The sequence below is a fragment of the Spirosoma flavum genome (assembly GCF_042686045.1).
GTDB lineage: Bacteria > Bacteroidota > Bacteroidia > Cytophagales > Spirosomataceae > Spirosoma > Spirosoma flavum.
On record NZ_JBHUOM010000006.1, the window covers coordinates 1 to 24,376 of the forward strand.

Here is a 24,376-nt window from a genome sequence, read left to right on the forward strand (position 1 = left end):
GGTGAGCCGCATCAAAAAAATCGCCGGATACTTTCGTCTCAAAATCATAGTGTCGATAGGCTTTGTTGTTGGCCACAAAGTAGGGCCACCCATAGTTACCCGGCTCTTTGGCCCGATTAAACTCATCGTACGACTGCGGGCCTCGTTTTTCCAAATCATCCCGGGAACCATCCGGCCCGACCTCACCCCAATAAATCCATCCCGTTTTGGAGTCGATGGTGGGCCGCCAGGGATTACGGTTGCCCATGGTATAGATCTCGGGTCTGGTCTTGGGCGTTCCAGCCGGGAAAAGGTTGCCGGAGGGAATCGAATACGTGCCATCCTCTTCTGGGTGAATCCGTAGAATCTTTCCGCGTAAATCATTCGTATTGGGGGAGGACTTCTGCGAGTCGCGGGCGGACTGCCCCGGCCGGACATCCAACGGGCTAAACCCATCGGAAGCCCGGGAGAAGGTATTATCGCCCGTCGTCAGGTAAAGGTTTTCAGCCGCATCAAAGACCATACCCCCGCCCACATGGCAGCATTCTTCCCGTTGGACCGCTACTTCGAGCAGCACTTTTCGGGAACTTTCCAGTAATTGCTTTCCCTGCCATTCATAGCGGACCAGTACATTTTTGGCTTCCTGTCCAGCTAGTGAATAGTAGAGGTAGATCCAGTGATTCGTTTCGAAATCCGGATCCAGAATCACGCCCTGCATGCCATCTTCGCCTTCGGTCACTTCGCCGGCTTTATTGACATATTTGGTACTGACGGCAAAGGTGCCAATCGTTTCGAGCTCGGCTGATTTGGGATCGAAGACTTTAATTTTCCCTTTCCGTTCCGCATACAGCACCCGCCCATCCTTGAGAACTTGAAACTGCATAGGTTCTTCCAGCCGCTGGGCCAGCACGACCTTGGTAAACCGATTGCTTTCGGGCTTTCTGGGCAGCTGAGCGGTGGAAGGGATGGCGGTCACTACGAAACTGAAAAGAATAAGACTGATTGGTAGGACTTTCATGGCCGGTTGTGATAATTTGTGACGATTAACGACAAACTAGGTAATTATTCCTGGAGAATGAATGGGTTTATCCAACTAACTATAGTAAACCGGTGCTCGCTGTAGCAACAGCCGTACTAAATTAGGTCAGGGTTTAGCCTGAACGAGTTGAACGTTCCTGACGATGGCTTCTTCCACTTTTTCCGGATTATGCGAACAGATATACAAGCCTACATATAGTGGTGCCGATAAGGTAGGCATCTTGTGCGAACCAACGGTCTGTAAGGCTTCCCCTTTTTTAGCCACCCGCATGGTATACTCATCGCCCTTGCGCTCTACCTGGATCGTTTGAACGTTCTTTTCTGAACTAAAAATTTCGTCTTCCGGATCGCGCATCGCCATGCCTTTTTTGACCCGCCACTGGAGTACGGTCAAGCCATCACCATGCGCCACGGCACTGATATGAGCGGCATCATCGGTCAGTGATTCACGAACCATCCAGCCCACTTTCCGATGCGGGTCCGTACCGGATCCCACAAACTCAAAATCGGCCGTTACAGTAAAATCACCGCTTATTTTTTTGAACAGAAACTGAAATTCATCCCGGGCAAACCAGATGTTATATCCAGAACCGCTCAGTTTATATTCCTTCCTCACTTCGTTATACGTTGATGAGCCAGCGAGTTTAGGCTTGCCAATGTCCAGACTGTTCTGGAAGACGCCAATCGGTTTGATAGCGATGAAGCTAATGGAAAGACAAACCGCTGCTGTAAGGAGAAAAAAGCTTGTTGTCCGCATGATTCAGACTAGTTTAGTCAGGAAAAAACGTAATGAGTAGTCTACCCATCCTATTGATGAGTGATTAATTTACTTTTTTGATCCGGGCTACCCAGCCACCACCCCCGGATAGTTGAACGGGCACTTTGGCACCTGACGAAATGGTCAGCACTTCCTTTTTATAATCGGTGCCATCCCGGTCGGCATTCAGCCCATCTTTAAAGACCTCCGCTTCGTAATTTCCGCTTGGCAGGAAGGAAAAGTCAAGGGTCAACTCACGAGGGGTCCAGTTGGTCATAGCGCCTACAAACCAGGTATCCCCCTTCCGACGGGCTAATGCTACGTATTCAGCTACTTTGCCATCCAGCGCCACCGTTTCATCGAACGTAGCGGGGATTTTAGTCATAAAGTCTGTGCATTCCTGCTCCTTGATGTAGGTTGTCGGGTTATCAGACAGCATCTGGAAAGGGGCTTCAAACACCACAAACTGAGCCAGTTGATTACAACGCGTCCCCTTGGCCATGGGCAAATTATTAATGGGTCGAAAATTGGCTTGATTCACATTCCGAAACGCGCCCGAGGTGTAATCCATCGGCCCCGCCATCATGCGGATAAAGGGAATACTCACCGTGTAACGGGGCTGATCCTCATTTGCCCACTTGAAATTTTCCAGGCCCTTCACGCCTTCATAGCCAATCACGTTAGGATACGTTCGCTGCAATCCGGTAGGTTTGAAAGCACCGTGGTAATCGACCAGCAGTTTGTTGTCAGCCGCCAGCTTGGCGATGTCGTAGAGTGATTTGACCACGACCTGGTCATCCCGGTCGATGAAATCAATTTTAAAGCCTTTGACACCCATTTTGGCGTAGACCGGGAACGCTTTATCCATACCCTGACTAACGGCATACCAGTAAGCCCAGATCACAACCCCCACGTTTTTCAGCTTGCCATAGTCCACAATTTCCTGAAGATTCAGGGCGGGATTAATCTTCAGAAGATCCATCCGATCCGACCAACCGGCGTCGATCACGATGTATTTTACGTGGTTGGCCGCGGCAAAGTCAATGTAGTATTTATAGGTTTGGGTGTTGTTGCCCGCTTTAAAATCGACGTGCGAAATGGTCCGGCTACTCCACCAATCCCAGGCGGCCTGCCCAGCTTCAATCCAGGACACATCCGCAATCCGGGAGGGTGCGGCCAATTTCTGCACGATATCGTTGTTGAGCAAGTCTTTATCCTGCTCACTAATGGCAAGGGCACGCCAGGGGAAGCTGCGGGTGCCGGTCGTTTTGGCAATGTAATCGGCCCGTTTAGAGGGAATTAGATTCATGCCGCCGGAGCCACCTAATTGGGCTTCCAGGGGGTAAGGTGCGTACACCCCTTTGAAGCCTTTCCCGGTTTGATTCAAATCCACATACATACCGGGGTAATCTTCCAGGTCAGCTTCCAGCAGTACCACTTTTTTGTTCTGGCCTACATCGACCAGTAGCGGTAAAAAGGCCAGCGAATCTTTGGGAAACTGCGACAGCTTGATTTCGTGATACAGCGCTTCAAACGAGGAGTTAAAATTCTGGCCTCCCCGGTAGTCCCATTGAATGGGAATGAAGGCTTTATGGTCATCGGTAAAATTGATCATAGCCTCTTCGGCCTTGATGACCAGTTCCCCCTTCCTCCTGGTAAAAAACCGGTAGGCTACAGCATCATTATACACTCGAAAAATGACGCCATAATCGCCCTTGCAGTTCAACGTAAGCTGATTATACTGGTCGGGAATGGATGTTTTCTTATAATTGATGGCCTGAATGGTGGCATTGGCTTTTTGCATGGGCGCGGAGACGATCCGGGCCTTATCGCCCAGTACTTCCCCGCTTTCGAGTTGCAGAGAAATCGCGGAGGGAATAATGATAGACTGCCCCTTGTGCATGACCGACCATTGCAGTTTATCGGCCGCTTCAAGGTGCAGACTGATGTTGCCATCGGGCGATTTCAGATCGTAACTTTTGCTTTTCTGAGCATTCAATAACGTTGAACTTGCCAGGAGCAGCATGAGAATGGAACCGTATTTTGCATTCATCGTACAACAGAAAAAGTAGAGTTTAGGAATAATCCGGGCTATTATCGGAAATCAACGTAAAGCACTCCGCTGAAGGTATCCTGACCGCCGTTGGTCACCGTTAAGACTTTCTGACTCTGCAGACCCAATAGTTCGGTTTTTTGAAACAGGGGTGTTAGTCCGATTGCATTCCGTCGAGGATACTAATCAAATACCTTAACAATCTCAGCAAATTGTCGGGGATGGGTGGGTAGCACGGATAGAAAAGGGAAGGAATCACTCATCAATAGGACGGGTAAGGTCTTGCATTCGCTTTTCTACACTCAATTGATATATACCTTGCTTATTGAAATCGGATCACTTTCGATTGTAGACCCGATGCCGTTAGCGTAACTGTTATAGTGCCTGCCTTTTGTTGGGACTGTATATATGCCAGTAACCGACCCTTAAACACTTTCCGTTTATCTGCCTTGTAATCTTCGTGGCTGGTGGTGCTGCCGCTCTCCAGACCGATCAGCTTTGCCGGGCCTTCCACCTTTACCGAGATTTCACTGTCCGCCGTATAGACCGGGACCCCGTTCTTATCCAGTACGTTTATCTCGATATGGCTTAGCTGTTTTTTGGTTTTATCAAACGAAATACGATCCGCCTTTGCCCCAATTGAATACGCTTCACCGGCTGTTTTTAACGTGTACTGCGCGGATTCCTTTCCGTTCTTATAGCCTTTTACCGACAAATCGCCAGGCTGATAGACAACCGTCCAGGTCATTATCCGTTCGGGAGCATCTGTCAGTTGCTTTTTACCTAATGACTTGCCATTCAGTAGTAATTCAGCTTCATCACAATTGGTAAAACAGCTTACCCGTATGCTATCGCCTACTTTATACGTCCAGGATTCTGCCAGGTTTCGTCGGTTGTTGACCTGATTGGCAGACGGAGATGTAGTAGGTATTGGAGCCGTACCGATATAAATCATCAGGGCGTCCGTCCAAAGGCTTTTCCGGAAGTAAAATTCCGGTTTGTGAAAACCCGCCAGGTCAATTAAACCCGCCTGATTGCCTTTCGATGGCCAGCTACGGGCTTCGCCTAAGTAATCGATGCCGGTCCATAAATACTGACCCGAGATATAGTCGTTATCGGCTACTGCAGCCCAGGCACTGTAAGCCATCCCGTTTTCACTGCCATACATTACCCGGTTCGGGTACTTTTTATGATCCTCGGGGTAGCGGTATTCCTGGTAGTTATAGCCAACAACATCCAGTGCCTCCGGAAAGCCAACCTCGTTTGACATGACCACCCCGGCCAGGGCGGCTGTTACGGGTCGGGTAGTATCGTATTGCTTCACGACGGCTACTAATTGCTTCGCCAACTCGCTTAACCGACTGGCTGCCGGATGACCAGCTGTGTAGCCTTTCCCATAGATCTGTGGATTCCGGCCCGTATTGAGCACTTCGTGGGTATAGGGATCATTGGGATAGTCGATCTCATTGCCGATGCTCCAAAAAATGATCGACGGGCGGTTGCGGTTGCGTAAGACCATATCCGCTACGTCCCGATTGGCCCACTCCTTAAAATCCGAGAAAGAGCCGTCGTTGCCCGGCTTGCCGACGTTCCAGCCTTTTATCCATTTGTTTTTGCCTTCTTCCCATTCGTCAAAGGCTTCGTCCATGACCAGAAAACCCATTTTATCGGCCAGGTGATAGAGGTAGTCGGCATGGGGGTTATGGCTCATCCGAAGGGAATTGCAACCAACTTCTTTCAGTATTTTTAACCGGCGAACCCAAACTTCCTCCGGTACGGCAACGCCTAACGCGCCCGCATCATCATGAATGCAAACCCCTTTCAACTTCATGTTTTTCCCGTTGAGGAAAAAGCCTTTGTCCTTATCAAATCGAAAGGAGCGAAAGCCAACCGTTTCGGTCTGATTATCGAGTGGCTTCCCATTAGCATTTACCGTGACCATCAGCTTATATAAATCGGGATGCTCGATTGACCAAAGCAATGGATTCGTTACGGTAAATGACAGAGTGGCATCGGCTTTGCCGCCAGCCGGAATCGATACGGGTTGCTGGGCATTGGCGACCGGTTTACCTTTCGAATTGATCAACTGCGCTTTTACCAGGATAGGTTTCGGGGTCACGGACTGATTGTCCACGGATACAGTAACCGTCGCCGTGGCCCGTTGAGGTGTTACCTCTGGCGTAACGAAGCGAACACCCCACAGATCAATATGGACCGGATCGGTGGCTACCAGATATACATTGCGGTAAATGCCCGAACCGGTATACCACCTGGAATCCGCAAATTGGGTATGGTCTACTTTGACTGCCAGGCTATTTTTGCCTGTTTTGGCCAGGTAAGGCGTAATCTCGTATTGAAAGGGCGTAAACCCATTCGGTCGTTTGCCTAGATAATGCCCGTTTATCCAGACCTCACTATTCTTGTAGACGCCATCAAAATACAGAAAGATAGTCTTTGACCGCATACTGGAGGGCAACTCAAATGTCTTCCTGTACCAGCCAATACCGCCGGGAAGATACCCCGTTGCGCTGGCCCACTGCTTATCAAATGGGCCTTCAATACTCCAGTCGTGGGGCAGATCTACGGGTTTCCAGTCGGCCTCATTGACGGTTGATTTGTCGCCATTGGGCACATCACCTTTGTGAAACGTCCACCCATCATTGAATGAATTCGTTTGACGGACTGGCTGGGCAAAAGTTATAGAGTTCGTACTAAGAGCCAGTAATATCAGCAGTATAGAGGCATAGGTAGCTTTCTGCATACTAGATAGGAGATAGGAAATGGCTGTAAAGGTCTGTTGATTTCAGAAAAAGACACGTTTATCGATGAACATCATTTTTATCAGGCTGACCCGTTTTGTCCACGAGCTGGATGGCCGTGCAGGGACCAAGGTCTGGATTGTCCCAGGCCGAAAGGGCCCAGACCACTTTCTTAGCGGGAGTTACTTCAAACGCCTGAATAGTACCGGCCCATTCCTCCATTTTTTTTTCCACCCACCCAATTACAAATAATCGTGTTGCCATTAGCCAGTCGATTGGCAGTTTGGGTATTATACAGTTTAAAGGGTACATCAGCCTGGGTCAAGTCCCATACCGTTTTGCCCGAAGGATCGACCTCACGAGTATAGCCCGACCAATCGCCCGAGATTAGGGTATTGCCATTATCCAGCCGGATAGCCGACCAGGGGGATTTTGCCTCGACCGACCATACTTCTTTCCCGTCCAGCGTATACTCTACCACGCGGCCTTCTGAAAGTAGCGGCACCAGGATGGTTCCTGTTTTGGTCATCCGTACATGGCGAAACTGACCATGCGTACTGGTGGTGCTTGTGGGGATTCGAATTTCTTTCAGCGTTTTACTGGTGGCTGTATTAATAATCAGCACTTTAGCCGGGTTGGCATTCAGAACCATCAATACACTATCCTTGCCAATCGGCTGGCAGGAATGGGTCTCTGAGCCGGGAGGACAATCGAATTTCCAGATTAGCTTTTTGTCAGGGGTAATAATTCCCGCACCAGACATTTGAGCATACACAATATTGCCGTTCGGCAGCAGGGTAATATCATCAAATTCCTGATTGACAACGGGCGAAGGGTGTAGGGGTATCGTATGCTGCCAAACTACTTTTCCCTTCCGAATAGGCGACATTTTCTGGGAATCAGGGTTGCGTGTATCCCATTCGCCCACGTACAATAAGGAACGATTTTTTAGCCCATTCCCCTGAAGGGGTTTCCCGGCCTTATCAATAACATTACTGTCTTGAGCGACTACTGACCGGACCACTAAAAATAGGCCTAGTATAAAGAAGAGCCGGTTAACTGATTTCGTGTTCATGAGATGCCTGTACGTGAAGTATGTTTATGAGGAATACTACTTTGTTTCGACGGCCTCAAACGGCAGCCAATTGTTGCTTAACCACCTCAATACCACGCGCTATTTCGCTGTCAAAATCGGTCCAGTTGCATTCCAGCGACAAGCCTCCCGTGTACTTTATTTTCTTCAAGGCCCGGAAATAGGGTCTGAAATCATCCCCCATGACACCGGGTGCTGTCCGTTTTTGTTTTTCCGCAATATGACAGTGGGTGATGTATTGGCCATACGTGACAATCTCCTCCGGGCTCTCGTTGTCTTTGAGCATATGGTAGATATCACACTGTAGCCTCAACCAGGGGTTATTGACCGCCTGAATAATCTCTACCCCTTCGGCCAGGCTATTGATAAAGTTCGTCTCGCTCCGATTGAGGGGTTCAACGGCCAGAGTAACGCCGTACTTTTCGGCTAAAGGAGCCATCTTCTGGCACAACTCAATGTGCTGGGTTTTTGCTTTGGCCCGGTCGAAGCCATCGGGTATAGCCCGCGAACCGCCACTCCCAAACACGATTTTTTTTGAGCCGCATTCCTTCGCTCGCCGGAGGGCCAGATCGGCCCGCTTTAAAATAGCCTCATGATGGATATCCGGCCCCACCGACTTTAAGCTGCCTGGAAAAAAATAGATGTAAGACAGAATCGGAAATTTTTCTGTCTGGAGCGCGAGCCGATTTTTCTCATACTGTTCATCGCCTGCGTCCGGAATCAGAAACCGTCCCACACTTTCCTCGACAAAGGAATACCCCAGGCTTTTCAACAAAGGAGCTTTGTCATAGGAGGTACAAACGCCCAACGGCAAGGAATATCCAGCGCTATTCGAGTCAAACAGTGCGGCCTGGACCAGCGTATTGGTCAGGGTTACTCCGGCCAGAGCACCTGTGGCAATCTTTAAGAAGTCTCTTCTTGACGGATGGTTTTCGATTGGATCCATTATAAGCGAAGTGGTAATGTTTGTATACTACAAAGAAAATAGGTGGAGCAGAATCTCACCCGTTTCGCTCAAACCTATGATGTATTTAGTGTACGCATATAGAGTAAGTGAAGTCGATACGTACGCAGTGGATGGTTCACCGCAACTGTTCTGCTCTGGCTGGAGCATTGGCCGGTTTATGCGAGGAAATTTGCAAATCAGCCGGGTTAAGCTGTTGAGAAACAGCCCTGATTCGAATAGCGCCGGGTTTGTCTATCGACTGAATAATGGCCAGTGCCAGTCCACCGAACGCCTTGCGCTGTTTACTCTTCATGGTTGTTCTATCCTGCGGGTTGCCATTATCGGTTGCCAGTAGGATTCCCTCCCCCTCCACGGTAAACTCAATCAGGTTATCCGCATCCGGAACAGGAAGTCCATTGGCATCGACAACCTCCACGTTCACGTTGGCGATATCCCAGGCATCCGCGTTAATATCGTTTCGGTCAACCGATAAGCGGATGGCAGTAGGCTTCGATGTGGTTCGGATTTCTTCGGTGATAACCTGGCCGTCTTTCGTACCGACGAATGTCAACGTGCCCGGCTCATAGGGAACATCCCACGACAGGTGTAAATCGGATGTAGTAGCGCTTATAAACGGCCGGTCGTATTTGTTCCAGATTTTTGTGTGTCCCTGTTGGGGGAAGACCGTCGATTTTTTGCCGAAGGATTTATCGTTCAAAAAAAGCTCAACGCTCTCACAATTTGTGTAGGCAATGATGGGTATAACCTTGCCTTCGTTACCCGCCCAGTTCCAATGCGGGAATCCGTGAACCATCGGCTTTTGGGTCCATTGACTTTGATAAAAGTAGTACCCGTCTTTGGGAAACCCACTCAGGTCGATAACACCCGCCCCCGAGTTCTTATTCGGCCATTGTGCCTCGCCCAGGAAGTCGATACCCGCCCACATGAAATCGCCGATAACGTAGTCGTTTATAGCCGTGAATTTCCATAATTGCTCGGCGGCTATCATACCCGTTCGGTAGTCAGGAGCGCCCGGTCTACTGCCGGAAAGATTATATATTCCACGCGTCCCCCGAACAGCCGTATGTTCCGTGCCTATTACTTTCCAGTTCGGGTGTTCATACCGATCAGCACTGTAATACAATTCACGGCGGTTATTCCACCGATCCACGTAATTGTATCCGACGATATCTTCCAGGTCCAGAAAAGGCAACTTTGCCGGGCCATCCCCTGCCGCTATTTTATCATTCGCGACGGTAACCGGCCGGGTGGGATCTTCCCGGTGTAGGGTTTCGATCAATTGTTTAAGCACTTCCTGGCCCCTGTCCACCGTTTGATCCGGCACTTCATTGCCAGCACTCCAGATGACAATGGATGGGTGATTACGATCCCGGTGAATCATGGAAAGCAGATCTCGTTGCGACCACTCGGCAAACTGCAAATGGTAGCTTCTATCCACTTGCCCTTTCATAACTTCCCACTCATCAAAGGCTTCATCCATGACTAAGAAGCCCATTTTGTCGCACAGGTCGAGAAATTCCGGGGCCGGTGGGTTGTGAGCGGTGCGTATGGCATTACACCCCATCTCTTTCAATAACCGCAGTCGCCTTACCCATGCCTGTTCAGGAACGGCAGCCCCCAGGGCACCCCCATCGTGGTGCAGGCATACGCCATTCATTTTCACATGCTTACCGTTCAAGAAAAAGCCTTTAACCCGATCGTACTCAAGTTTCCGAATGCCAAAGGGGGAGTTGGTGCTATCCCGTAGTTTGGTGCCTTCCAAGATAACGGTGTGCAGCGTATAGAGCGATGGGGTTTCGATCGACCAAAGGGCTGGAGACGCTACCAGCAGGGTTTGTTCTACATCCGTTTTACCAGCCGCCGATAGGGAAACCGGCGTGTCGAGCGTGGCAATTTGTTTTCCCATCGCATCGGTAATCACCGAACGCAGGACAACATTTTTTGTCGTTGGTAAATTATTTTCCAGTGAGGTGCGAACCCCCACCGTTGCCGACGTAGCCTCTACCGAGGGCGTAGTAATATAGGTCCCCCATTGGGCCACGTGCACCGGACCGGCCAGGTTCAGCCACACGTGCCGGTAAATACCAGAACCTGAATACCATCGGCTGTTGGGCTGGACGGAATTGTCTACCCGAACGGCTATGATGTTGTCGCCTTTTTTGAGGAACGGGGTGAGCGCATAGTGAAAGCTGGTGTAGCCATAAGGATGTTTACCCAGATGGTGTCCGTTAATCCAGACATCGCTGTTCATATATACGCCATCGAACTCAATCCATATAGTTTGTGCTTTCGGAATGGACGAGAGGCTAAAATGCTTCCGGTACCAGCCGATACCCGTGGGCAGATAACCGCCATTCCCTTTTGTGGGGGCATCCTCTTTAAATTCCCCTTCGATGCTCCAATCGTGGGGTAGATTTAGGGTTCGCCATTTCCGGTCATCAAACGCTGGCGTATCCGCATCGTTTATGTCAGCCTGCATAAATTTCCAGCCGTAATCCATCAGCAGCCGTTGCCGCGGTTCTGGAGCAGCTGACAAACCTCGAACAGCTATACCTATCAGCAAAAGTATCGAGAGGAAGATTGACTGTTTTTTCATAAGTGCCGATGGCATTTATTGGGGTACGTCTGTCTGGTTCACACCGATTTGAGTGGATAAACGATAGGATTAATCCGTTGACCACAGATGAAGGGAATCGATTTTTCCAATTTCCGTAATCGTTTACGAAAGCTAATTATAATTGGAAACTACTTGTTCTGAAAAAAATCTATCCCTATTAGGCGATGTCTTTATGAAGTGTATTTATAGTCAAAATAGGCCTTATCCCCAGGAATCGGGTGTTTTCGAATAGAAGTCAGTAAATCAGGGGTTGGGTTTACTTCCCTTAACGAAACCGGCCAAAGCCATTGAAGCGTAGAACGACCATTAACGACATTGCCAAAGAGCTGAATATAACAGCCGCTACGGTGTCGCGCGCGTTAAGTAATCATCCTGAAATCAGTGCTAAAACAAAAAAAACGGTTCAGGAAGCGGCCAAGCGGCTGGACTATACCCAAAATCAAATTGCTTCCTCCCTACGCTCAGGCAAGACGCATGTGATCGGGGTTATGATTCCCACGGCGGAGCACCCCTTCTTTGGCTCGGTTATTCACGGGATTTCAAACTTGGCCAGTAAAAATGGGTATGCCGTCCTGATCTATCAATCCAATGAATCCTATGACTATGAAGTTCAGGGTATTAAGACCTTCATTGGTGCCCGGGTCGATGGTATAATCGCGTCGTTATCCAAGGAAACGAGTGACTATACTCATTTTTTGGATGCTAAAAAGAGGAACATTCCCATTGTCTTTTTTGACCGGGTCAATGATGATCTGGGTATCCCCTGCGTGGTAATCGATGATTACCAGGGGGCTTACTTTGCGACTGAACACCTGATTAAACAAGGGTATCGGCGGATTGGCCATATCTCTGGCCCTCAATATATCAAAGCGTTCAATGAGCGGCTAAAAGGCTATGTCTCTGCGCTTCAGGCAAATCAAATTCCCTTCGATCCAGCTCTGGTTTACCAGGGAAACATCTCCATTGAAGCGGGCAAAGCCGGGACTCGCCATTTACTGAGCCTTGAATCGGCTCCCGATGCGATTTTTACCGTCGAAGACTTTACGGCTTTAGGTGTACTTAAGGAATTAAAAGAACAATCCATTACCGTACCCGGTCAGTTTGGGCTCTTTGGCTTCAGCAACGAATTGTTCAGTGCCCATACCTCCCCCGCTTTGACGACCATTGACCAACAGACCGTACCAATGGGTGAAGAATCGTTTACGCTGCTCCATACGATGATGGAAACAGGTCGTACGGATACGATGAAGATTATTTTAGACCCGATTCCCATCATCCGGGAGTCTGCTTTACCGAAACACTAAGTTTTAGTTGAATTCCGTAAACGTTTACGGAATTGTTCTTGCATAACTGGGTCTCCTTGCAGAATCGTACATAAATCCTCATGGTATTCCCAAACCCATGCTATCGGCGACGTATGTTGCCAGGCAGGGTAAACTGCATCAAGGCTTCCAAGTCAAATACCACATCTGGCAAGACCAATTCTGAGAAGTCGTATTCACCGGCCAGATTGATATGATGCCAAGTGTGCGTCGAGGATTGTAGGGTAGTTTTCAGCAAATCTTCCCGTTCGGGCTCTGTGGCACACCCACATATCTTCTCGGTTAAGTATAACAGGTTATAGAAGTTAATAGCGTTCATAATGAGCCGTTTACAGCCATCAGCAATTTGTCCTTCCTGCTGGGTCTGCCAGCCGAACGCCTGATTATTACCCAACGTGACGGCACTGCTGAACTTGTTGGAATGTTCTACTTTAGTCAGCATGCCTTCGACCGATTCCCGTATCTCGGGCTGATCAATATAGCGCAGGATGTACTCCGTCTTGTAAAGTCGTCCCAAGTCTTTCAGGGCTTTATACAACGGATGCTGGCGGGCGTATGACAGGGCCGCCTGTGCGGTTAAGCCGTTTGAGAATAGTCGATGTCTTAACATAGCCCAGCTTAATGGATACGGCCAGCCGCAACAGATCATCCCACTGACTCAATAAATGCTCGTAATCCACCCGTTTGACCGGCGTAATTGTGTAACCCAGCTCTCGATAAGTCGACACCGTATGCGACTCATTACGTTTTACAATCATTAAAACCGCTATGAAGGGATTATTGAAGTAAGCTACATAATGTAGTTCAAAATCTCTTTGAAGGATTCTTACATCTATTTTGAAGTGTTTGTTTTACCTTATATATTTAGGACTTTCGCTCAGCCTTTTTAAAATGGTAAATTAGTAGAATGATTGCTAAAAATGAGTACATCGAGTATTTATTGAGTACTCCGTTTAATTACACCTGTACTAACATGGCTGATCATAAACCCGACCTGAGTCACGACGTGGTCAGTGATTTCTTGCGAGCAGAACGCTTTAAGCCCGCTGATCTATGGGCCATTGTCAAGGTCCATATCGAGGATTCACAGACCGCTTCGATCATCGTGGATGACAGTGTACAGGACAAACGCTATTCGTTCTTTATTGATTTAGTCAAAAAGCAATACTCTGGTAATGAGCATGGTACCGTCAAGGGGATTGGCTTAGTCAACTTTGTTCATTCGACGGGTAATGATGGTGATTTCTGGCCCATTGACTACCGCATCTACCATCCTGACACCGATGGGAAAACCAAGAATGACCATTTTGAAGAAATGTTTATGCGGCTCGTTACCCACAAACAGCTCAAAGCCAGACGAACACTTTTTGATAGTTGGTATGCCTCGATTACCAATCTTAAACTCATTCACCGAAACGGTTGGACTTTCTTCACCACACTGAAGAGCAACCGTTTAGTGAGTGTCGACCGAGACACAGGCTATCAGCATTTGGCCACGTTGATTTTTGATGAGAAGACGCTGGTTAGTGGCTTACTCGTCAAGTTGAAGGAAGTACCTTTTATGGTCAAACTGTTCAAGATAGTTGCCCAAAACGGCGACATTGACTGGGTCCAATGGCTTAGACGTATCTGTAAACCTATTTGTGGCTGACCTAGCCAATGACAATCGGTGGCAGATCGAAGATTTCCATCGAGGTTTCAAGCAACTGACGGGCGCCGAGAAATGCCAGTGTCGAAAAGCCCGTTCCCAGCGAAATCACTTGGCTTGTTGCTATCAAGCTTGGGTTGCGCTGAAAGTGAAAGCCAAACAAACTGGACAAACCATTTATGGGCTTCGAACTTCGCTTTTTAGAGACTATCTGATCAATGAGTTGGCTAGCCCCAGAATTCAAGCAATTTCCCTTTAAGCGAAAGTCCTAATATTATTAAGTAGGCTCCCTATCCTGCTTCACTTAGCTCTTTCGTCCAATAAAAGGTTAGGAAACTCTATTAAATGAACTTGTAATATACTATCAATAAATGAATCGCATAAATATTAGCCAACATAGAAATCGTTCATTTAAACGTCCAGTTGATTTTAGGAAAAGACATTATAAACAGGCTTTAGTTCTGTCATTAACGCTTCGACGGATTCACAGCCGAAACCGATTGTAAGTAGTGGGAAATCGCTGTCAACTCGCCGCCGTTCAGCAGCGGGTAAGGCCTCATAGGTGAGCGAACAATCTGCCCGTTGCGTTTTTACCCAGCAGCATCACCTCACGAAATTCGGCTTCTGTGTAGCGTCCTAATCCGGTTGCTGAGTCGGCAGTTAAGTTGGCCGAATACACGGGGTTCCCATCGGCATCGGCAAACTTACTGCTACCCTCTAAATAGCCTTTTGTCCGCTCAGGTTCGAGCAAATTCACTTTTTCGACATTGGCCGAGTGACAGGCAAAACATTGATAGCGGCTGTAGACTAAATAACGGCCATATAGCACTGGCTTTGTTGTATCGGGCATTGGAATGGGGAACATTGGTTCGGGTAGTCGTTTTATAAATAAGGTAGCGATAAAGTTGGACAGAATCGACGGCTTATGAGCCGGACCGACGTAAGGCGTGGCCTGAACCGCATACTCGTTTGAGCGAAGAAACGTGACAATTGCCCGCAAATCAGCATCGGCTAGCAGTGGGTAGCGGGGCATAATAAAGTGCGCTTTGTGGCCATTGGTATCAATCCCTGTACGCAGTAAGGTACTGAGCTGGGTATCCGACCATCGCCCAATGCCCTGCAGGGTGTCGTTGGTCAAATTGGCTTATACGATCCGGCCTAACGAAGAAGATACACCCTTTATGAGATGCCCGGTCAACCGCCCCTCCTCATTGCTGTGGCAATGGGCACAATTCATCAGCACAAGCCGCTCGCCCTGCTGAAGTAAAGACTGGTCTATAGGTCTGACTTGACGAGCCTGTATTGATAAGTTAGTTGAGCCCCTAAGAGGATATTCAGTCAAGGTCAGGCTATACAGGGTTGCGGTCGTTCCTAACCCAAGCAGTAACAGCCATGTAGGTATGTATTTTTTCATCCGATTGTGTCATTCAGGTTAATCCACTGGTTGATTCGACCAGGGATATGAACTGATTGTATCACAAAGGTCAACCCGCACGACTAATGGCCGGTAGGACAAATACGGAACGTATTGGGACAAATCCGGCCTAGTTTTGTTTATCAGCTAGCGTAACAACCACCAATAGGCTATGAACCAGCCCGCTATACCGATCATTGACCCGGATACGTTTGTCGATCAATTTGTCGCCAGCGAAGCTCGTGAGCAGGCACGGAACTTACACGCATCGGCCGATAGCCGTTTTCCGGCCAACCGTTTTTTCATCCTGATGCGAATTGAGGATTTTGCCCGTCAGATTGCCTTCCCGATTCCAGCCAGCCGGAGTTTTCATTACGATTTTATGCTCCTGACCAATGGGTCCATTCGGCGGACATATGGGTTAGAGTCGTATACGATTGGTCCCGGCCTTTCGTGGCCCGGCATGTTTTCGGCTTATCGGGCAGGCGATATTGTCTCGACGGAGAGCTGTAGTGCCGATGCAACCGGGTTTTATGGGCTGTTCGACGCCGAGTTCGTATTGGCTATGCTCAAAAATCCACATGCATTAGCCGAGCTTAGTTTTTTTCAGCCCGATGCCAGCCCGGTTTTGCCCCTTGATACGGACACTGAATCGGACTGGCTGGCGCAGTTAGCCCGAATCGAACAGGCACTCAAAAGCCAGCGAACAGACAGCCAGGCGTACATTAGTTCGTTGTTCTATGCGTTTTTGCTGGATGTGCAACAGTACTATGGTCATCGGGAGCAGACTCGCCAGCTATCGTCATCGGCCCGGCTAACGGCCCACTTCCGGCAGTTACTGACCCGTCACATCCTGAGCAAACGCAGCGTAAACGACTACGCCGACTTGCTGGCCGTAACGCCGAACCACCTCAATAAATGTGTCAAAGAAACCACGGGTAAGCCTACCAGCATATTGATTGCCGAGATGCTACTTCTGGAAGCGAAGGTGCTTCTGGGTCAACCGGGATTATCCATTTCGGAGATTGCCTACCGACTCAGCTTTGACGACCTGTCCTATTTTGCCCGTTTCTTCAAAAAACATACCGGCCTAAACCCGACCGAATACCGGCAGAAGGCATAAATTGTGCGTCTATCGCCCCACTCTGTCCTACTACTGGCCTAGGTAGACCAGCTACTTTTGTCCTGTCACCTGGCTATAGGGGCGGCATTATTTACATGAAAACGACATCATTTAATCAGGCACACGACAGTTCCCCGACTATGTCAGATACCGGCAGCAAACCTGAGTATGTGCTGGCTTTCTTTTCAATTGGTACGTTGGTTGTCGGCATGCTGACAGCCTATCTCAGCTTTTCGCTGTTTCCATTCGATAATACCTACAACTTGCCAGGCATTTATCCACCCCAGTGGATGTTTTGGGTGGTCTGGCTAATTCTCTACCCCACCATGGGTTTAGCAGCCGGGCATATCTGGCTAAAACGAACCGAGTTCGACATCCGAGGAGCCATGATTTTCTACCTGTCCATCTTATTGACCAACGTCATGTTTCTGCCCATTGCCAATGTATCTAAGGGTAATCCGGCGATCATGACATTCATGGATATAAATGGCATTCTGACGGCGGTATTGTTGGGCTGGCTCTTTTCCCAGTACTCCAAAACGGCTTTTTACTACCTGCTTCCATTGATTCTCTGGATGCCAATAACAGCCCTATTTAAAATCTTGTTGTGGCTGGCCAACCCGATAAACCCCTGATTTCAAGGTTACTGAAACTTCACCAGGCTTTTATCGGCAATCAGAATGGGCGCGTCGTAGATCGGAATATCGGTGAAGGTGTAAATGGTACCCGTTTTTTTCCACTGACTAGCCGAAATTTCGTAGACTCCGCCCGTTATGATATCCACATAAACTGGCGTGTCGATGTTGGCATTGGTGAACGAGAACGACAGGTTACGAGTTGCGTTCGACTCAACGGGAATGAAGTCGTTCGCCCAGATCGTCAGTATTTGTTTTTTCGTGTCTTTGTGCTGGTAGCCATATACCGCCAGGCTCCGGTCGGTACCCGGCGAGTAGGTCATTTCGGCCTTGTTTTCAGGGACGAAAGCCCGGTTAAAGGTATGCTCCAGCTTTTTGATGCGTTGCAGCGAATGGTCGAAAATGGCGGTTACGTTCTGAATAGCGTAGTAGGCGATTTTGGGTCGTATCGCCCGTTTCGTTGAATCAGACTTGATAATGCCCTTGTAATTGAGCCGATTAATTGGCCCGTTGGTATACGCCATTTCGATAATACCGAACACACTCGTTTCAATGTCGTGACCCAGATCGCCCAGCATCCGACGGGTATCCCATTTGGCCTGTGTCAACTCCGACCATTCGTAGTCGCCCAACGCACCACGACCAAAGCCGGGGCTTGATGGAGCCCCATTTTCACCTTGACGCAACGGAATGTTGGGGGCGTATTTATCCAGGACAGCCCGCAACTGCATCACTTTCCCATAATGCGAATCCGGGTTGTAGGTATAGTCATGGTAGGTAAAATTGTTGAACAGGTTGATCTTCTTTTTCCCGGCCAGTACCTTGAAAAACCGGTCAGCATACTCTAGACCAATGTGCCCTAATGCCAGCCCCGACACCTTCGCTTCGGGCTGGATACGCTTAATGATGTCGATGGTTCGAATATTCAATGCAGCCGCTTTTTCTGGTGTATTTTCCTGATTGTCGCCAAAATTGGGCTCATTCCAGATTTCCCAATCAACCACCTTGCTTTTATATCGCGTCACCAGTGCCTCGACCCAACGGTCCCAAGCTTCCAGGGCTTCTTTCGAAGTAGGTACTCCAGCACCTAAATTAGACCCGCCCCCATTGGGATAATTATGATTGCCGTACGAAGTTTGTAGCCAGGGTTTCAGTCCTCGTTTGTGAGCGTCGTCGATGATGTGATCGAGCCAGGCCCAGTCGTACTGCCCCATTATTTTCTCAGTCTTGTCCCAACCGGCCTGCATCCGCAACCGCTTAATTCCCAACGGGGTCAGATACTCTTTAAATTGATCATAATCGGTAAAATTGCGATCCATCGTCTCGCAGCCGATCAGCCAGTTGGAGGATTCGATCTCGCTGGTCGAACGCGGTTTTACGGTGCCTAATCGGGTAAGGGAGATCGAGAAATTTGTTTTTATCCGGTCTTTCGAGGTATCAATCTGCTGGGCAAAAACAGCATCCTTTTTTGCTACGAGCAGATATAAGGCAACAAACGTAACTTTAATTAAACACTGTGTCATGTAAGAAATAATTTTACGATTCGTCAATCAATAGTTCTGTTTGTCATTTTTCGGATACACTACCCGGAATGATCTGCACCATCAGTTTGGTTTGTGCTATTGGCTGGTGACGCCAGCCGACAACAGTTCGGCTTACGCCCGAATTAGGCAAATCCTGAGGATTTTTTCTCCCTAAACATCATCAATGCCTATAGTCGTTACGCTCGATAAGTTGATTAGCAAGGCCAGCGACTTACCGTCCTGACGTAGTTGCAAAGTAGCCGCTCCTACCGTGACCGACGCGTAACCAAACTTTATGCCTTTCCCCGCCATCAACTGAGCGAGTAATTCGGGGAGGTCGTTGCCATACGGATAGCCGTTACGAATAAACAAAACCCTTCGGGTCTGGTACGGGCGAGCAAGCTTTCCTACTCAAAAATAAACAGGGAGAAAACCAGTGGCAGAAAGCAGATTTTAGTCATAAGAGATAAGTATTAAAACTAGTTTTTTATGACATTCTCATTTCCCAGCCTTTTTCGTACTCCCTCTTCCACAGTTGCGTAGCGGCTTTGTTGTCTATGATGTGTCCATTGGTGGTGTCACAGTGCAGTGTTGAGCCGGTACGTTGCGCGATGTTTGCCAGGTGACAGAGCAGCACGCTTTTGTGTCCTTCTTCAATCGGTGCCGTTAGTTTTGTATTCTCCCGGATGGTTTCCACGAAGTTAGTGAAGTGTGTCAATTCCAGGTCGCCAGTTGCGCTGACGGTGTTGTTGGGATCGAGTTGGGTGCTCGGTTTGATCTCTTTCACCAGTTTGTTCTTCTCATCAAAAATTTGGTAATCACCCCCACCTTTATTGACCAGCGTTCCTTTGTCACCGTAAATGATAAAGCCCCGGCCACTGCCCTCAATGGGAAATGAACTGCAACTGCGCCCCTCCCAGGTAATGGCTTTTCCGTTGTCGAACTCAAACGTAGCGACCTGTGTATCCGGCGTCTGCCAGTCATCTTTAAAGGCATACCGCCCACCCGACGACGTTACTTTCGACGGGAAATCAACCCCTATAAACCACCGGCAGCAGTCGATCTCGTGATTGCCATTGTTGCAGGCTTCACCCGTTCCCCAGTTCCAGAACCAGTGCCAATTGTAATGCACCAGGTTGTCGCGATAGTCCTGGCGCGGAGCGGGTCCCTGCCAGAGGTTAAAATCCAGCGTCGAGGGCACGGCCACTTTCTTGCCAATCCCAATGGATTTGCGGGAGTTGGTGTACCAGGCTTTGGCAAAATACGGGTTGCCGATGGCTCCGCCCCGCACTTCCTTCACCGCTTCGATGAGGGTTGGAAACGACCGGCGCTGGCTCCCAACCTGAATTAGTTTACCGTACTTGTCACGCGCCTGAATCAGTATTTCGCTCTCGTAGGGATTCTGACCGCAGGGTTTTTCTACGTACACATGCTTGCCATTGGCAACGCCCATCAGTGCTGCTGGTGCGTGCCAGTGATCGGGGGCGGCAATGAGCAGGGCGTCGAAGTCTTTTTTCGTTACCAGCTCGCGAATATCCCGGATAATAGTGGGCTGACGGTTGGCATCTTTTACCGCATCAAGACCATTTTTGATGGCTTTTTCTTCTACATCACATAGGTAAGCGACCTCCACATTCGGTAGTTTGGAAAACGATTTAGCGTGATAAGCGCCCCGGCTGTTAACGCCCATGACAGCTACGACAACCTTGTTGCTGGGTGCGTTTTTGCCGTAGATAGGGAAGTTCAAAATCGTAGTACTAGCGGTTGCTAGTGCGGTATTTTTAACAAATGTCCGACGATTCATAGGATGGAGTTTTTACGGAAAAATTACTTGATCTCTTTGAATTTAATACTGCTAAAACTCACTTTATTGCCGTGGTTCTGCAACAGAATTCGCCCCTTGGGCGCTTAACTTAGCCAAGCCCTTGTATTTACTGCTGGCCACTAACTCCGTAAAGGCGGGCGAGCACCGTTCGTACTCAAGGACTTTCCGGTCAATTTTTCAATTGCCCGATAACGCGCCAGAAATCATCCGTTAACGCTTTTTCGTCGAGCTTACTATACGCTTTTATGAGCCGCTTCATATTATCGGGGGGCGTTGTTACGTCCTGAATCGTTGCGTTGCGGGGCAATAAATAAGCTTCCACCAAAGCCAGATCCCAGAGGGTACGAACTTTGTCGTCGGGGTTCGTTTCTTGCCAGCGTTTTTTCAGCAGGTGCTGTGTACGAACTTTATCGTTCACTCGGGTATAGATGGTATCGCGGGCAAACCGATAAGGTGAAGCGACGTTGATGGGCATCATTGTAAGATCCAAGCCGGGATTATTCAGCAAATAGTCAAACGCATTCAGGTCATTTCGGATGTTGAAATCATTTTTGCTCCACACTCCTGTTTGAGTATTGTAGCTGGAACCGAGTGCATAACACCGGATACGGGAGAGAATGGTCGGGTCTATCAGGATGGCGGAGGCAATATTAGTCAGCGCACCCAGGCACAGTACGTCCAGTTTCTCGCCTGGCTTCAGGGATTTTACTACCCCAATGAGTTGATCCGTAGCTGCCGATGGCCGGGGTTCCTGTCCACCCCAGGCTCGCCCAATCTGACGGTCGGCTCCTAGGGGATGAACTATAGATTCTTCACCCATAAGCCGCAAAATCTCTTCGTTCAATTGCTGACTGATTGCGACCGTGTTGATATTTTTTGTTGGATATTGATTCCATTTCTCGAAAGCAACGAGGTCGGCATTGTTGAAATGAGCCGAACTAAGGCCTACTACCTCAACAGACGGTTCGGCCAGTAACCGAATAATGGCATACACATCATCGGTTTCATTGCCAGTGTCGGCGTCGAGCCATACTTTTTGTTTCTGGGCAAAGCCGGTTGTGCAACAAAGCATCAACAACAGGCTGAAGAAATGGAGCCGATAGCGTTCGCGGTTGGCGTACATAGAGAAAGGAAAAAAAGTGAGTCCAGGTAAAATCAGGTTGAGCCGCCTTTTGGGTTACAGCCAGGTTTTCCGTAGTAGTCCAAATGTTTTGTTTGTCATAGCGGTCATTCACATTGTCCAGGGCTTTCTGGACATTCTGCTTAGCGGCTTTGTAATTTTTCGTGACCTGCATCAGTCGAACCGTAATCTGCTGGCTCGTCGTCTGCTCGATCTCGAACGTCCAGTCAACCAACCCTAAGTCGTAATACATCTGCCCCTTAATCGTGTCCTGCGGCTGCCGAAGGTAAAAACAGGGTGTACCGTTAACGGCCGCCATGATGGGCGAATGGCACTCGAAACTTAGCACCGTATGGGTCTGGGCGTACACAGCCGCAGCTTCGTCGGGGAGCCAGTACAGATGCCGGACGACCTTCGCTTTAACATCATCGGGCAGCGGATCAATTAGCAACTCGTCCATAATATCAACCTGGTAAGTCATTTTGGGGCACACCAGCACTTTATTGCCCGTTTGTCGTACCCAGGCAATTATGGTCTCGCGGAGTTTGGCATGGTCGATTTTTTTCCATGTATCATTCAGCGCATCGACTTCCTTTATTTTGGCGTCGCTCCAGCCCGAATTTGCATTGATCTTGTAATAAGGCGTCATCCTAAGCCGGGGAATGGCGCAGATAAACTGCCGGGGTTTGAGGTCGTTGGCCTCCAGAAACGCCTTCGCTTTTTCATCGTCCCGGATGGTCAGCGCGAAGGTGGCATCGGGCGCAAAGGCGATATGGCTAACCGAAAGTCCGGCTTTCCGCAACACCTCAAAAGAGGCCGTTTCGCGGGTAAAAATCAACGACGCGTTCAAAAGCAGCGTTTTCAGAGCAGGATATACATCCTGAATGGTGACACCAAAGAGGCCGAAAGGCTTATGGGTCCGGGCATGCCAGGCTTCCAGATAATCGGCGGCTACCACCAGCGGACCAGAGCCGTGCAGGAAAAAATCAGCTTCCTGAAACGCTTGCTTCACCTCATCGGACTGCGGTACGTTGTCTTTCACCTGGCTGTGAATGATGCGCACATCCGGGTAATAGTGGTTCAGCATGGTTTCTGCGTTGGCACTGCGGCTACGTTTCCACAAAATGAGTTTAGCCTGTGGCAGTCGTTTCTTCAGGAGCGCAATAAGGCCCGGCGTATGGACAATATCGACAATGTTCACATCCTGCCAGCCCGAGGTGAACAGAATAACCGGATCTGACTTACCCGTTGCCCGCGTGATCCGGCTTATCAGCAATGACGCACTGAGCAGGCTGGCCTGGCGCTGAAAATCTCTCCGGTTTTGATGAAGCTCCGTTTTCATAACTAGGATTTTTATGTCAGGCAGTACATGTGTATCCCAACTTCTTACCTTGTTTGGTTAATTGGTAAAGTCTGCATACCCTTTATACTAACGATGGGCGGTCATCTTACTTAGCAAAGCTTTTTAGAAGCTATCTATGGCTTTGTCATTTTAAGCGCCTGAATTTCAGCACCCGCATTCGTGATGTAAAAAGTTCGTTTCATCGCGCCTGGCAGGATGTGTTCAAAAACGGTTAAATCGCCCCGTTCGCAGGAATACTGAGCTAGTTTCAAAAGTTGAGCCATTAGCGAAAGAAAATGCTCCCTCAAACGAGTGAGGAATCGTTTACAAAACCAACCTATGATAAAATGAACCAGGGCTTACGGAATGGTCAGCACCATCGTTTTCTTAACGGCATCAGCACTGCCTGTAATGCCCGTTGCCGTTAGCGTAACCCTATACGTACCGGCTTTGGTGTAGGTGTAAATCGGGGCGGGGTCTGCCACAGCCGCCGAACCATCGCCAAAATCCCAGGAATAACTAACGGCATTCAGCGAACTGTTGGCGAACGTAATTTTCTGGGGCACCGTAGCGTCGGCCTTGGTTGTGAAATTGGGAACGGGCGTTAGAATGGTGGGATCAAAGGAAATAACCGTGGTTTTAAGCAATGGATTGACAGTTGTTTGTGCGCTCGCAATACCAACAGCAACGGCCAGTTTCTGCGTCGGATTCGCGCGCAGATAGTCTAGGTCGATCGTTAGGTTAAACACAGCCGACTCTTGTCCGTTCGGAATAGTAATCGAGTTCGGCAGTACAAATTTATCGGCGGGTAACGCCATCGTTCCCACCAATGCACTGGTGCTTATCAACTTACTCACGGTGTCAGCGTTGGTCGTAATGATTACGGGTACATCACCATCAGCCGAAACGCCACCCCGAAATACGCCGAGGGGGACAATTAGTTTTTTAGCGGTTAAGTCGACCGTGAACCGATACGTACCCGAGGTGGAAATACTGTTGATGGTAAACAGGCCGTTTTTAGCCGTCGGCATATAAATGATCTGTTGCGGGTAATCGGCCTTTGCAAGTTCCTCGTATTTGCACGAACTCAGCAACAGACTGAGCCCGAAGAAGACGAGAGCAAATCGAGTGGTATAGAAAAAGATCATGGGGTTGTGCGTT

At 48.9% G+C, this 24,376-nt stretch carries 22 protein-coding genes and 1 pseudogene; 4 read left to right on the forward strand and 19 right to left on the reverse strand.

What is annotated here, in order from left to right; genetic code table 11:
- The 8 genes from ACFS25_RS13055 to ACFS25_RS13090 all read right to left on the reverse strand — a co-directional run.
- A partial coding sequence (locus ACFS25_RS13055) for a PQQ-dependent sugar dehydrogenase (protein WP_381501253.1) occupies nucleotides 1-997 on the reverse strand: 997 nt, incomplete at its 3' end.
- A 126-nt stretch (nucleotides 998-1,123) separates the two neighbouring features.
- Nucleotides 1,124-1,774 carry a hypothetical protein gene (locus ACFS25_RS13060; protein WP_381501255.1) on the reverse strand — a complete coding sequence of 217 codons (651 nt, stop codon included), beginning with the start codon at nucleotides 1,772-1,774 and terminating at the stop codon, nucleotides 1,124-1,126.
- A 64-nt stretch (nucleotides 1,775-1,838) separates the two neighbouring features.
- Complete coding sequence (locus ACFS25_RS13065) at nucleotides 1,839-3,827, reverse strand: glycoside hydrolase family 97 protein (RefSeq protein WP_381501257.1); 1,989 nt, start codon at nucleotides 3,825-3,827, stop codon at nucleotides 1,839-1,841.
- A gap of 322 nt (nucleotides 3,828-4,149) precedes the next feature.
- Nucleotides 4,150-6,588 (reverse strand): sugar-binding domain-containing protein, encoded by a 2,439-nt coding sequence (locus ACFS25_RS13070; protein WP_381501259.1) that lies wholly within the window; start codon nucleotides 6,586-6,588, stop codon nucleotides 4,150-4,152.
- Nucleotides 6,589-6,646: 58 nt separating this feature from the next.
- Entirely contained in the window at nucleotides 6,647-6,808 is a 162-nt protein-coding gene (locus tag ACFS25_RS13075) for a hypothetical protein (protein WP_381501261.1), read from the reverse strand.
- Complete coding sequence (locus tag ACFS25_RS13080; RefSeq protein WP_381501263.1) at nucleotides 6,774-7,661, reverse strand: beta-propeller domain-containing protein; 888 nt, start codon at nucleotides 7,659-7,661, stop codon at nucleotides 6,774-6,776. Before ACFS25_RS13080 ends, ACFS25_RS13075 begins: the two co-directional genes overlap by 35 nt.
- Nucleotides 7,662-7,716: 55 nt before the next feature.
- Nucleotides 7,717-8,625, reverse strand: coding sequence for a TIM barrel protein (locus ACFS25_RS13085; RefSeq protein WP_381501267.1), 909 nt, complete (start codon nucleotides 8,623-8,625; stop codon nucleotides 7,717-7,719).
- 136 nt (nucleotides 8,626-8,761) lie between these two features.
- Entirely contained in the window at nucleotides 8,762-11,242 is a 2,481-nt protein-coding gene (locus tag ACFS25_RS13090; RefSeq protein ID WP_381501269.1) for a glycoside hydrolase family 2 TIM barrel-domain containing protein, read from the reverse strand.
- A gap of 308 nt (nucleotides 11,243-11,550) precedes the next feature.
- Between ACFS25_RS13090 and ACFS25_RS13095 the strand changes: the two genes are divergently transcribed.
- A complete protein-coding gene (locus tag ACFS25_RS13095; protein WP_381501272.1) occupies nucleotides 11,551-12,567 on the forward strand; it encodes a LacI family DNA-binding transcriptional regulator in 1,017 nt (338 codons plus the stop codon).
- Nucleotides 12,568-12,667: 100 nt separating this feature from the next.
- Here the strand turns inward: ACFS25_RS13095 and ACFS25_RS13100 are convergent, their stop codons facing one another.
- Nucleotides 12,668-13,195, reverse strand: a complete 528-nt coding sequence (locus ACFS25_RS13100) for a Tn3 family transposase (protein WP_381501275.1) — start codon at nucleotides 13,193-13,195, stop codon at nucleotides 12,668-12,670.
- A complete protein-coding gene (locus ACFS25_RS13105; protein ID WP_381501278.1) occupies nucleotides 13,116-13,343 on the reverse strand; it encodes a Tn3 family transposase in 228 nt (75 codons plus the stop codon). Before ACFS25_RS13105 ends, ACFS25_RS13100 begins: the two co-directional genes overlap by 80 nt.
- A 149-nt stretch (nucleotides 13,344-13,492) precedes the next feature.
- On the opposite strand from ACFS25_RS13105, the pseudogene ACFS25_RS13110 reads away from it, so the two are divergent.
- Nucleotides 13,493-14,492 (forward strand): annotated as a pseudogene (locus ACFS25_RS13110) (IS701 family transposase).
- Nucleotides 14,493-14,789: 297 nt separating this feature from the next.
- Here the strand turns inward: ACFS25_RS13110 and ACFS25_RS13120 are convergent.
- Both ACFS25_RS13120 and ACFS25_RS13125 read right to left on the reverse strand, forming a co-directional pair.
- Entirely contained in the window at nucleotides 14,790-15,371 is a 582-nt protein-coding gene (locus ACFS25_RS13120) for a hypothetical protein (protein ID WP_381501287.1), read from the reverse strand.
- 6 nt (nucleotides 15,372-15,377) lie between these two features.
- On the reverse strand, nucleotides 15,378-15,647 hold the full coding sequence (locus tag ACFS25_RS13125; RefSeq protein ID WP_381501290.1) for a hypothetical protein: 270 nt from the start codon (nucleotides 15,645-15,647) through the stop codon (nucleotides 15,378-15,380).
- A gap of 172 nt (nucleotides 15,648-15,819) precedes the next feature.
- On the opposite strand from ACFS25_RS13125, the gene ACFS25_RS13130 reads away from it, so the two are divergent.
- Together ACFS25_RS13130 and ACFS25_RS13135 are read left to right on the forward strand one after the other, a co-directional pair.
- Nucleotides 15,820-16,770: a helix-turn-helix domain-containing protein gene (locus ACFS25_RS13130; protein ID WP_381501293.1), complete on the forward strand. Its 951-nt coding sequence runs from the start codon at nucleotides 15,820-15,822 to the stop codon at nucleotides 16,768-16,770.
- 95 nt (nucleotides 16,771-16,865) lie between these two features.
- Nucleotides 16,866-17,405 carry a TspO/MBR family protein gene (locus ACFS25_RS13135; RefSeq protein WP_381501296.1) on the forward strand — a complete coding sequence of 180 codons (540 nt, stop codon included), beginning with the start codon at nucleotides 16,866-16,868 and terminating at the stop codon, nucleotides 17,403-17,405.
- Nucleotides 17,406-17,413: 8 nt separating this feature from the next.
- On the opposite strand, the gene ACFS25_RS13140 is transcribed toward ACFS25_RS13135, so the two are convergent.
- The 7 genes from ACFS25_RS13140 to ACFS25_RS13170 form a co-directional block, all read right to left on the reverse strand.
- Nucleotides 17,414-18,928: a GH39 family glycosyl hydrolase gene (locus ACFS25_RS13140; protein WP_381501299.1), complete on the reverse strand. Its 1,515-nt coding sequence runs from the start codon at nucleotides 18,926-18,928 to the stop codon at nucleotides 17,414-17,416.
- 171 nt (nucleotides 18,929-19,099) lie between these two features.
- Nucleotides 19,100-19,300, reverse strand: a complete 201-nt coding sequence (locus tag ACFS25_RS13145) for a hypothetical protein (protein WP_381501302.1) — start codon at nucleotides 19,298-19,300, stop codon at nucleotides 19,100-19,102.
- A gap of 115 nt (nucleotides 19,301-19,415) precedes the next feature.
- A complete protein-coding gene (locus ACFS25_RS13150) occupies nucleotides 19,416-20,732 on the reverse strand; it encodes a Gfo/Idh/MocA family protein (protein ID WP_381501305.1) in 1,317 nt (438 codons plus the stop codon).
- A 190-nt stretch (nucleotides 20,733-20,922) separates the two neighbouring features.
- Nucleotides 20,923-21,876 (reverse strand): nucleoside hydrolase, encoded by a 954-nt coding sequence (locus ACFS25_RS13155; RefSeq protein ID WP_381501308.1) that lies wholly within the window; start codon nucleotides 21,874-21,876, stop codon nucleotides 20,923-20,925.
- Complete coding sequence (locus tag ACFS25_RS13160) at nucleotides 21,758-23,215, reverse strand: polysaccharide pyruvyl transferase family protein (RefSeq protein ID WP_381501310.1); 1,458 nt, start codon at nucleotides 23,213-23,215, stop codon at nucleotides 21,758-21,760. Before ACFS25_RS13160 ends, ACFS25_RS13155 begins: the two co-directional genes overlap by 119 nt.
- A gap of 134 nt (nucleotides 23,216-23,349) precedes the next feature.
- Nucleotides 23,350-23,499 (reverse strand): cupin domain-containing protein, encoded by a 150-nt coding sequence (locus ACFS25_RS13165; protein ID WP_381501313.1) that lies wholly within the window; start codon nucleotides 23,497-23,499, stop codon nucleotides 23,350-23,352.
- Between the two features lie 75 nt (nucleotides 23,500-23,574).
- The gene (locus tag ACFS25_RS13170; protein ID WP_381501315.1) at nucleotides 23,575-24,363 is read right to left on the reverse strand and encodes a PKD domain-containing protein; all 789 of its coding nucleotides are present in this window, start codon (nucleotides 24,361-24,363) and stop codon (nucleotides 23,575-23,577) included.
- Nucleotides 24,364-24,376: the final 13 nt, after the last annotated feature.

Excerpts from the sequence above, each read along its gene's own strand:
- ACFS25_RS13125 (WP_381501290.1), bottom strand. The coding sequence starts at position 15,647 with ATGAAAAAATACATACCTACATGGCTGTTACTGCTTGGGTTAGGAACG.
- ACFS25_RS13060 (WP_381501255.1), bottom strand. The coding sequence starts at position 1,774 with ATGCGGACAACAAGCTTTTTTCTCCTTACAGCAGCGGTTTGTCTTTCC.
- ACFS25_RS13135 (WP_381501296.1), top strand. The coding sequence starts at position 16,866 with ATGAAAACGACATCATTTAATCAGGCACACGACAGTTCCCCGACTATG.
- ACFS25_RS13170 (WP_381501315.1), bottom strand. The coding sequence starts at position 24,363 with ATGATCTTTTTCTATACCACTCGATTTGCTCTCGTCTTCTTCGGGCTC.
- ACFS25_RS13160 (WP_381501310.1), bottom strand. The coding sequence starts at position 23,215 with ATGAAAACGGAGCTTCATCAAAACCGGAGAGATTTTCAGCGCCAGGCC.
- ACFS25_RS13090 (WP_381501269.1), bottom strand. The coding sequence starts at position 11,242 with ATGAAAAAACAGTCAATCTTCCTCTCGATACTTTTGCTGATAGGTATA.
- ACFS25_RS13140 (WP_381501299.1), bottom strand. The coding sequence starts at position 18,928 with ATGACACAGTGTTTAATTAAAGTTACGTTTGTTGCCTTATATCTGCTC.
- ACFS25_RS13085 (WP_381501267.1), bottom strand. The coding sequence starts at position 8,625 with ATGGATCCAATCGAAAACCATCCGTCAAGAAGAGACTTCTTAAAGATT.
- ACFS25_RS13070 (WP_381501259.1), bottom strand. The coding sequence starts at position 6,588 with ATGCAGAAAGCTACCTATGCCTCTATACTGCTGATATTACTGGCTCTT.
- ACFS25_RS13065 (WP_381501257.1), bottom strand. The coding sequence starts at position 3,827 with ATGAATGCAAAATACGGTTCCATTCTCATGCTGCTCCTGGCAAGTTCA.
- ACFS25_RS13130 (WP_381501293.1), top strand. The coding sequence starts at position 15,820 with ATGAACCAGCCCGCTATACCGATCATTGACCCGGATACGTTTGTCGAT.
- ACFS25_RS13100 (WP_381501275.1), bottom strand. The coding sequence starts at position 13,195 with ATGTTAAGACATCGACTATTCTCAAACGGCTTAACCGCACAGGCGGCC.
- ACFS25_RS13105 (WP_381501278.1), bottom strand. The coding sequence starts at position 13,343 with ATGATTGTAAAACGTAATGAGTCGCATACGGTGTCGACTTATCGAGAG.
- ACFS25_RS13075 (WP_381501261.1), bottom strand. The coding sequence starts at position 6,808 with ATGGAGGAATGGGCCGGTACTATTCAGGCGTTTGAAGTAACTCCCGCT.
- ACFS25_RS13150 (WP_381501305.1), bottom strand. The coding sequence starts at position 20,732 with ATGAATCGTCGGACATTTGTTAAAAATACCGCACTAGCAACCGCTAGT.
- ACFS25_RS13155 (WP_381501308.1), bottom strand. The coding sequence starts at position 21,876 with ATGTACGCCAACCGCGAACGCTATCGGCTCCATTTCTTCAGCCTGTTG.
- ACFS25_RS13080 (WP_381501263.1), bottom strand. The coding sequence starts at position 7,661 with ATGAACACGAAATCAGTTAACCGGCTCTTCTTTATACTAGGCCTATTT.
- ACFS25_RS13165 (WP_381501313.1), bottom strand. The coding sequence starts at position 23,499 with ATGGCTCAACTTTTGAAACTAGCTCAGTATTCCTGCGAACGGGGCGAT.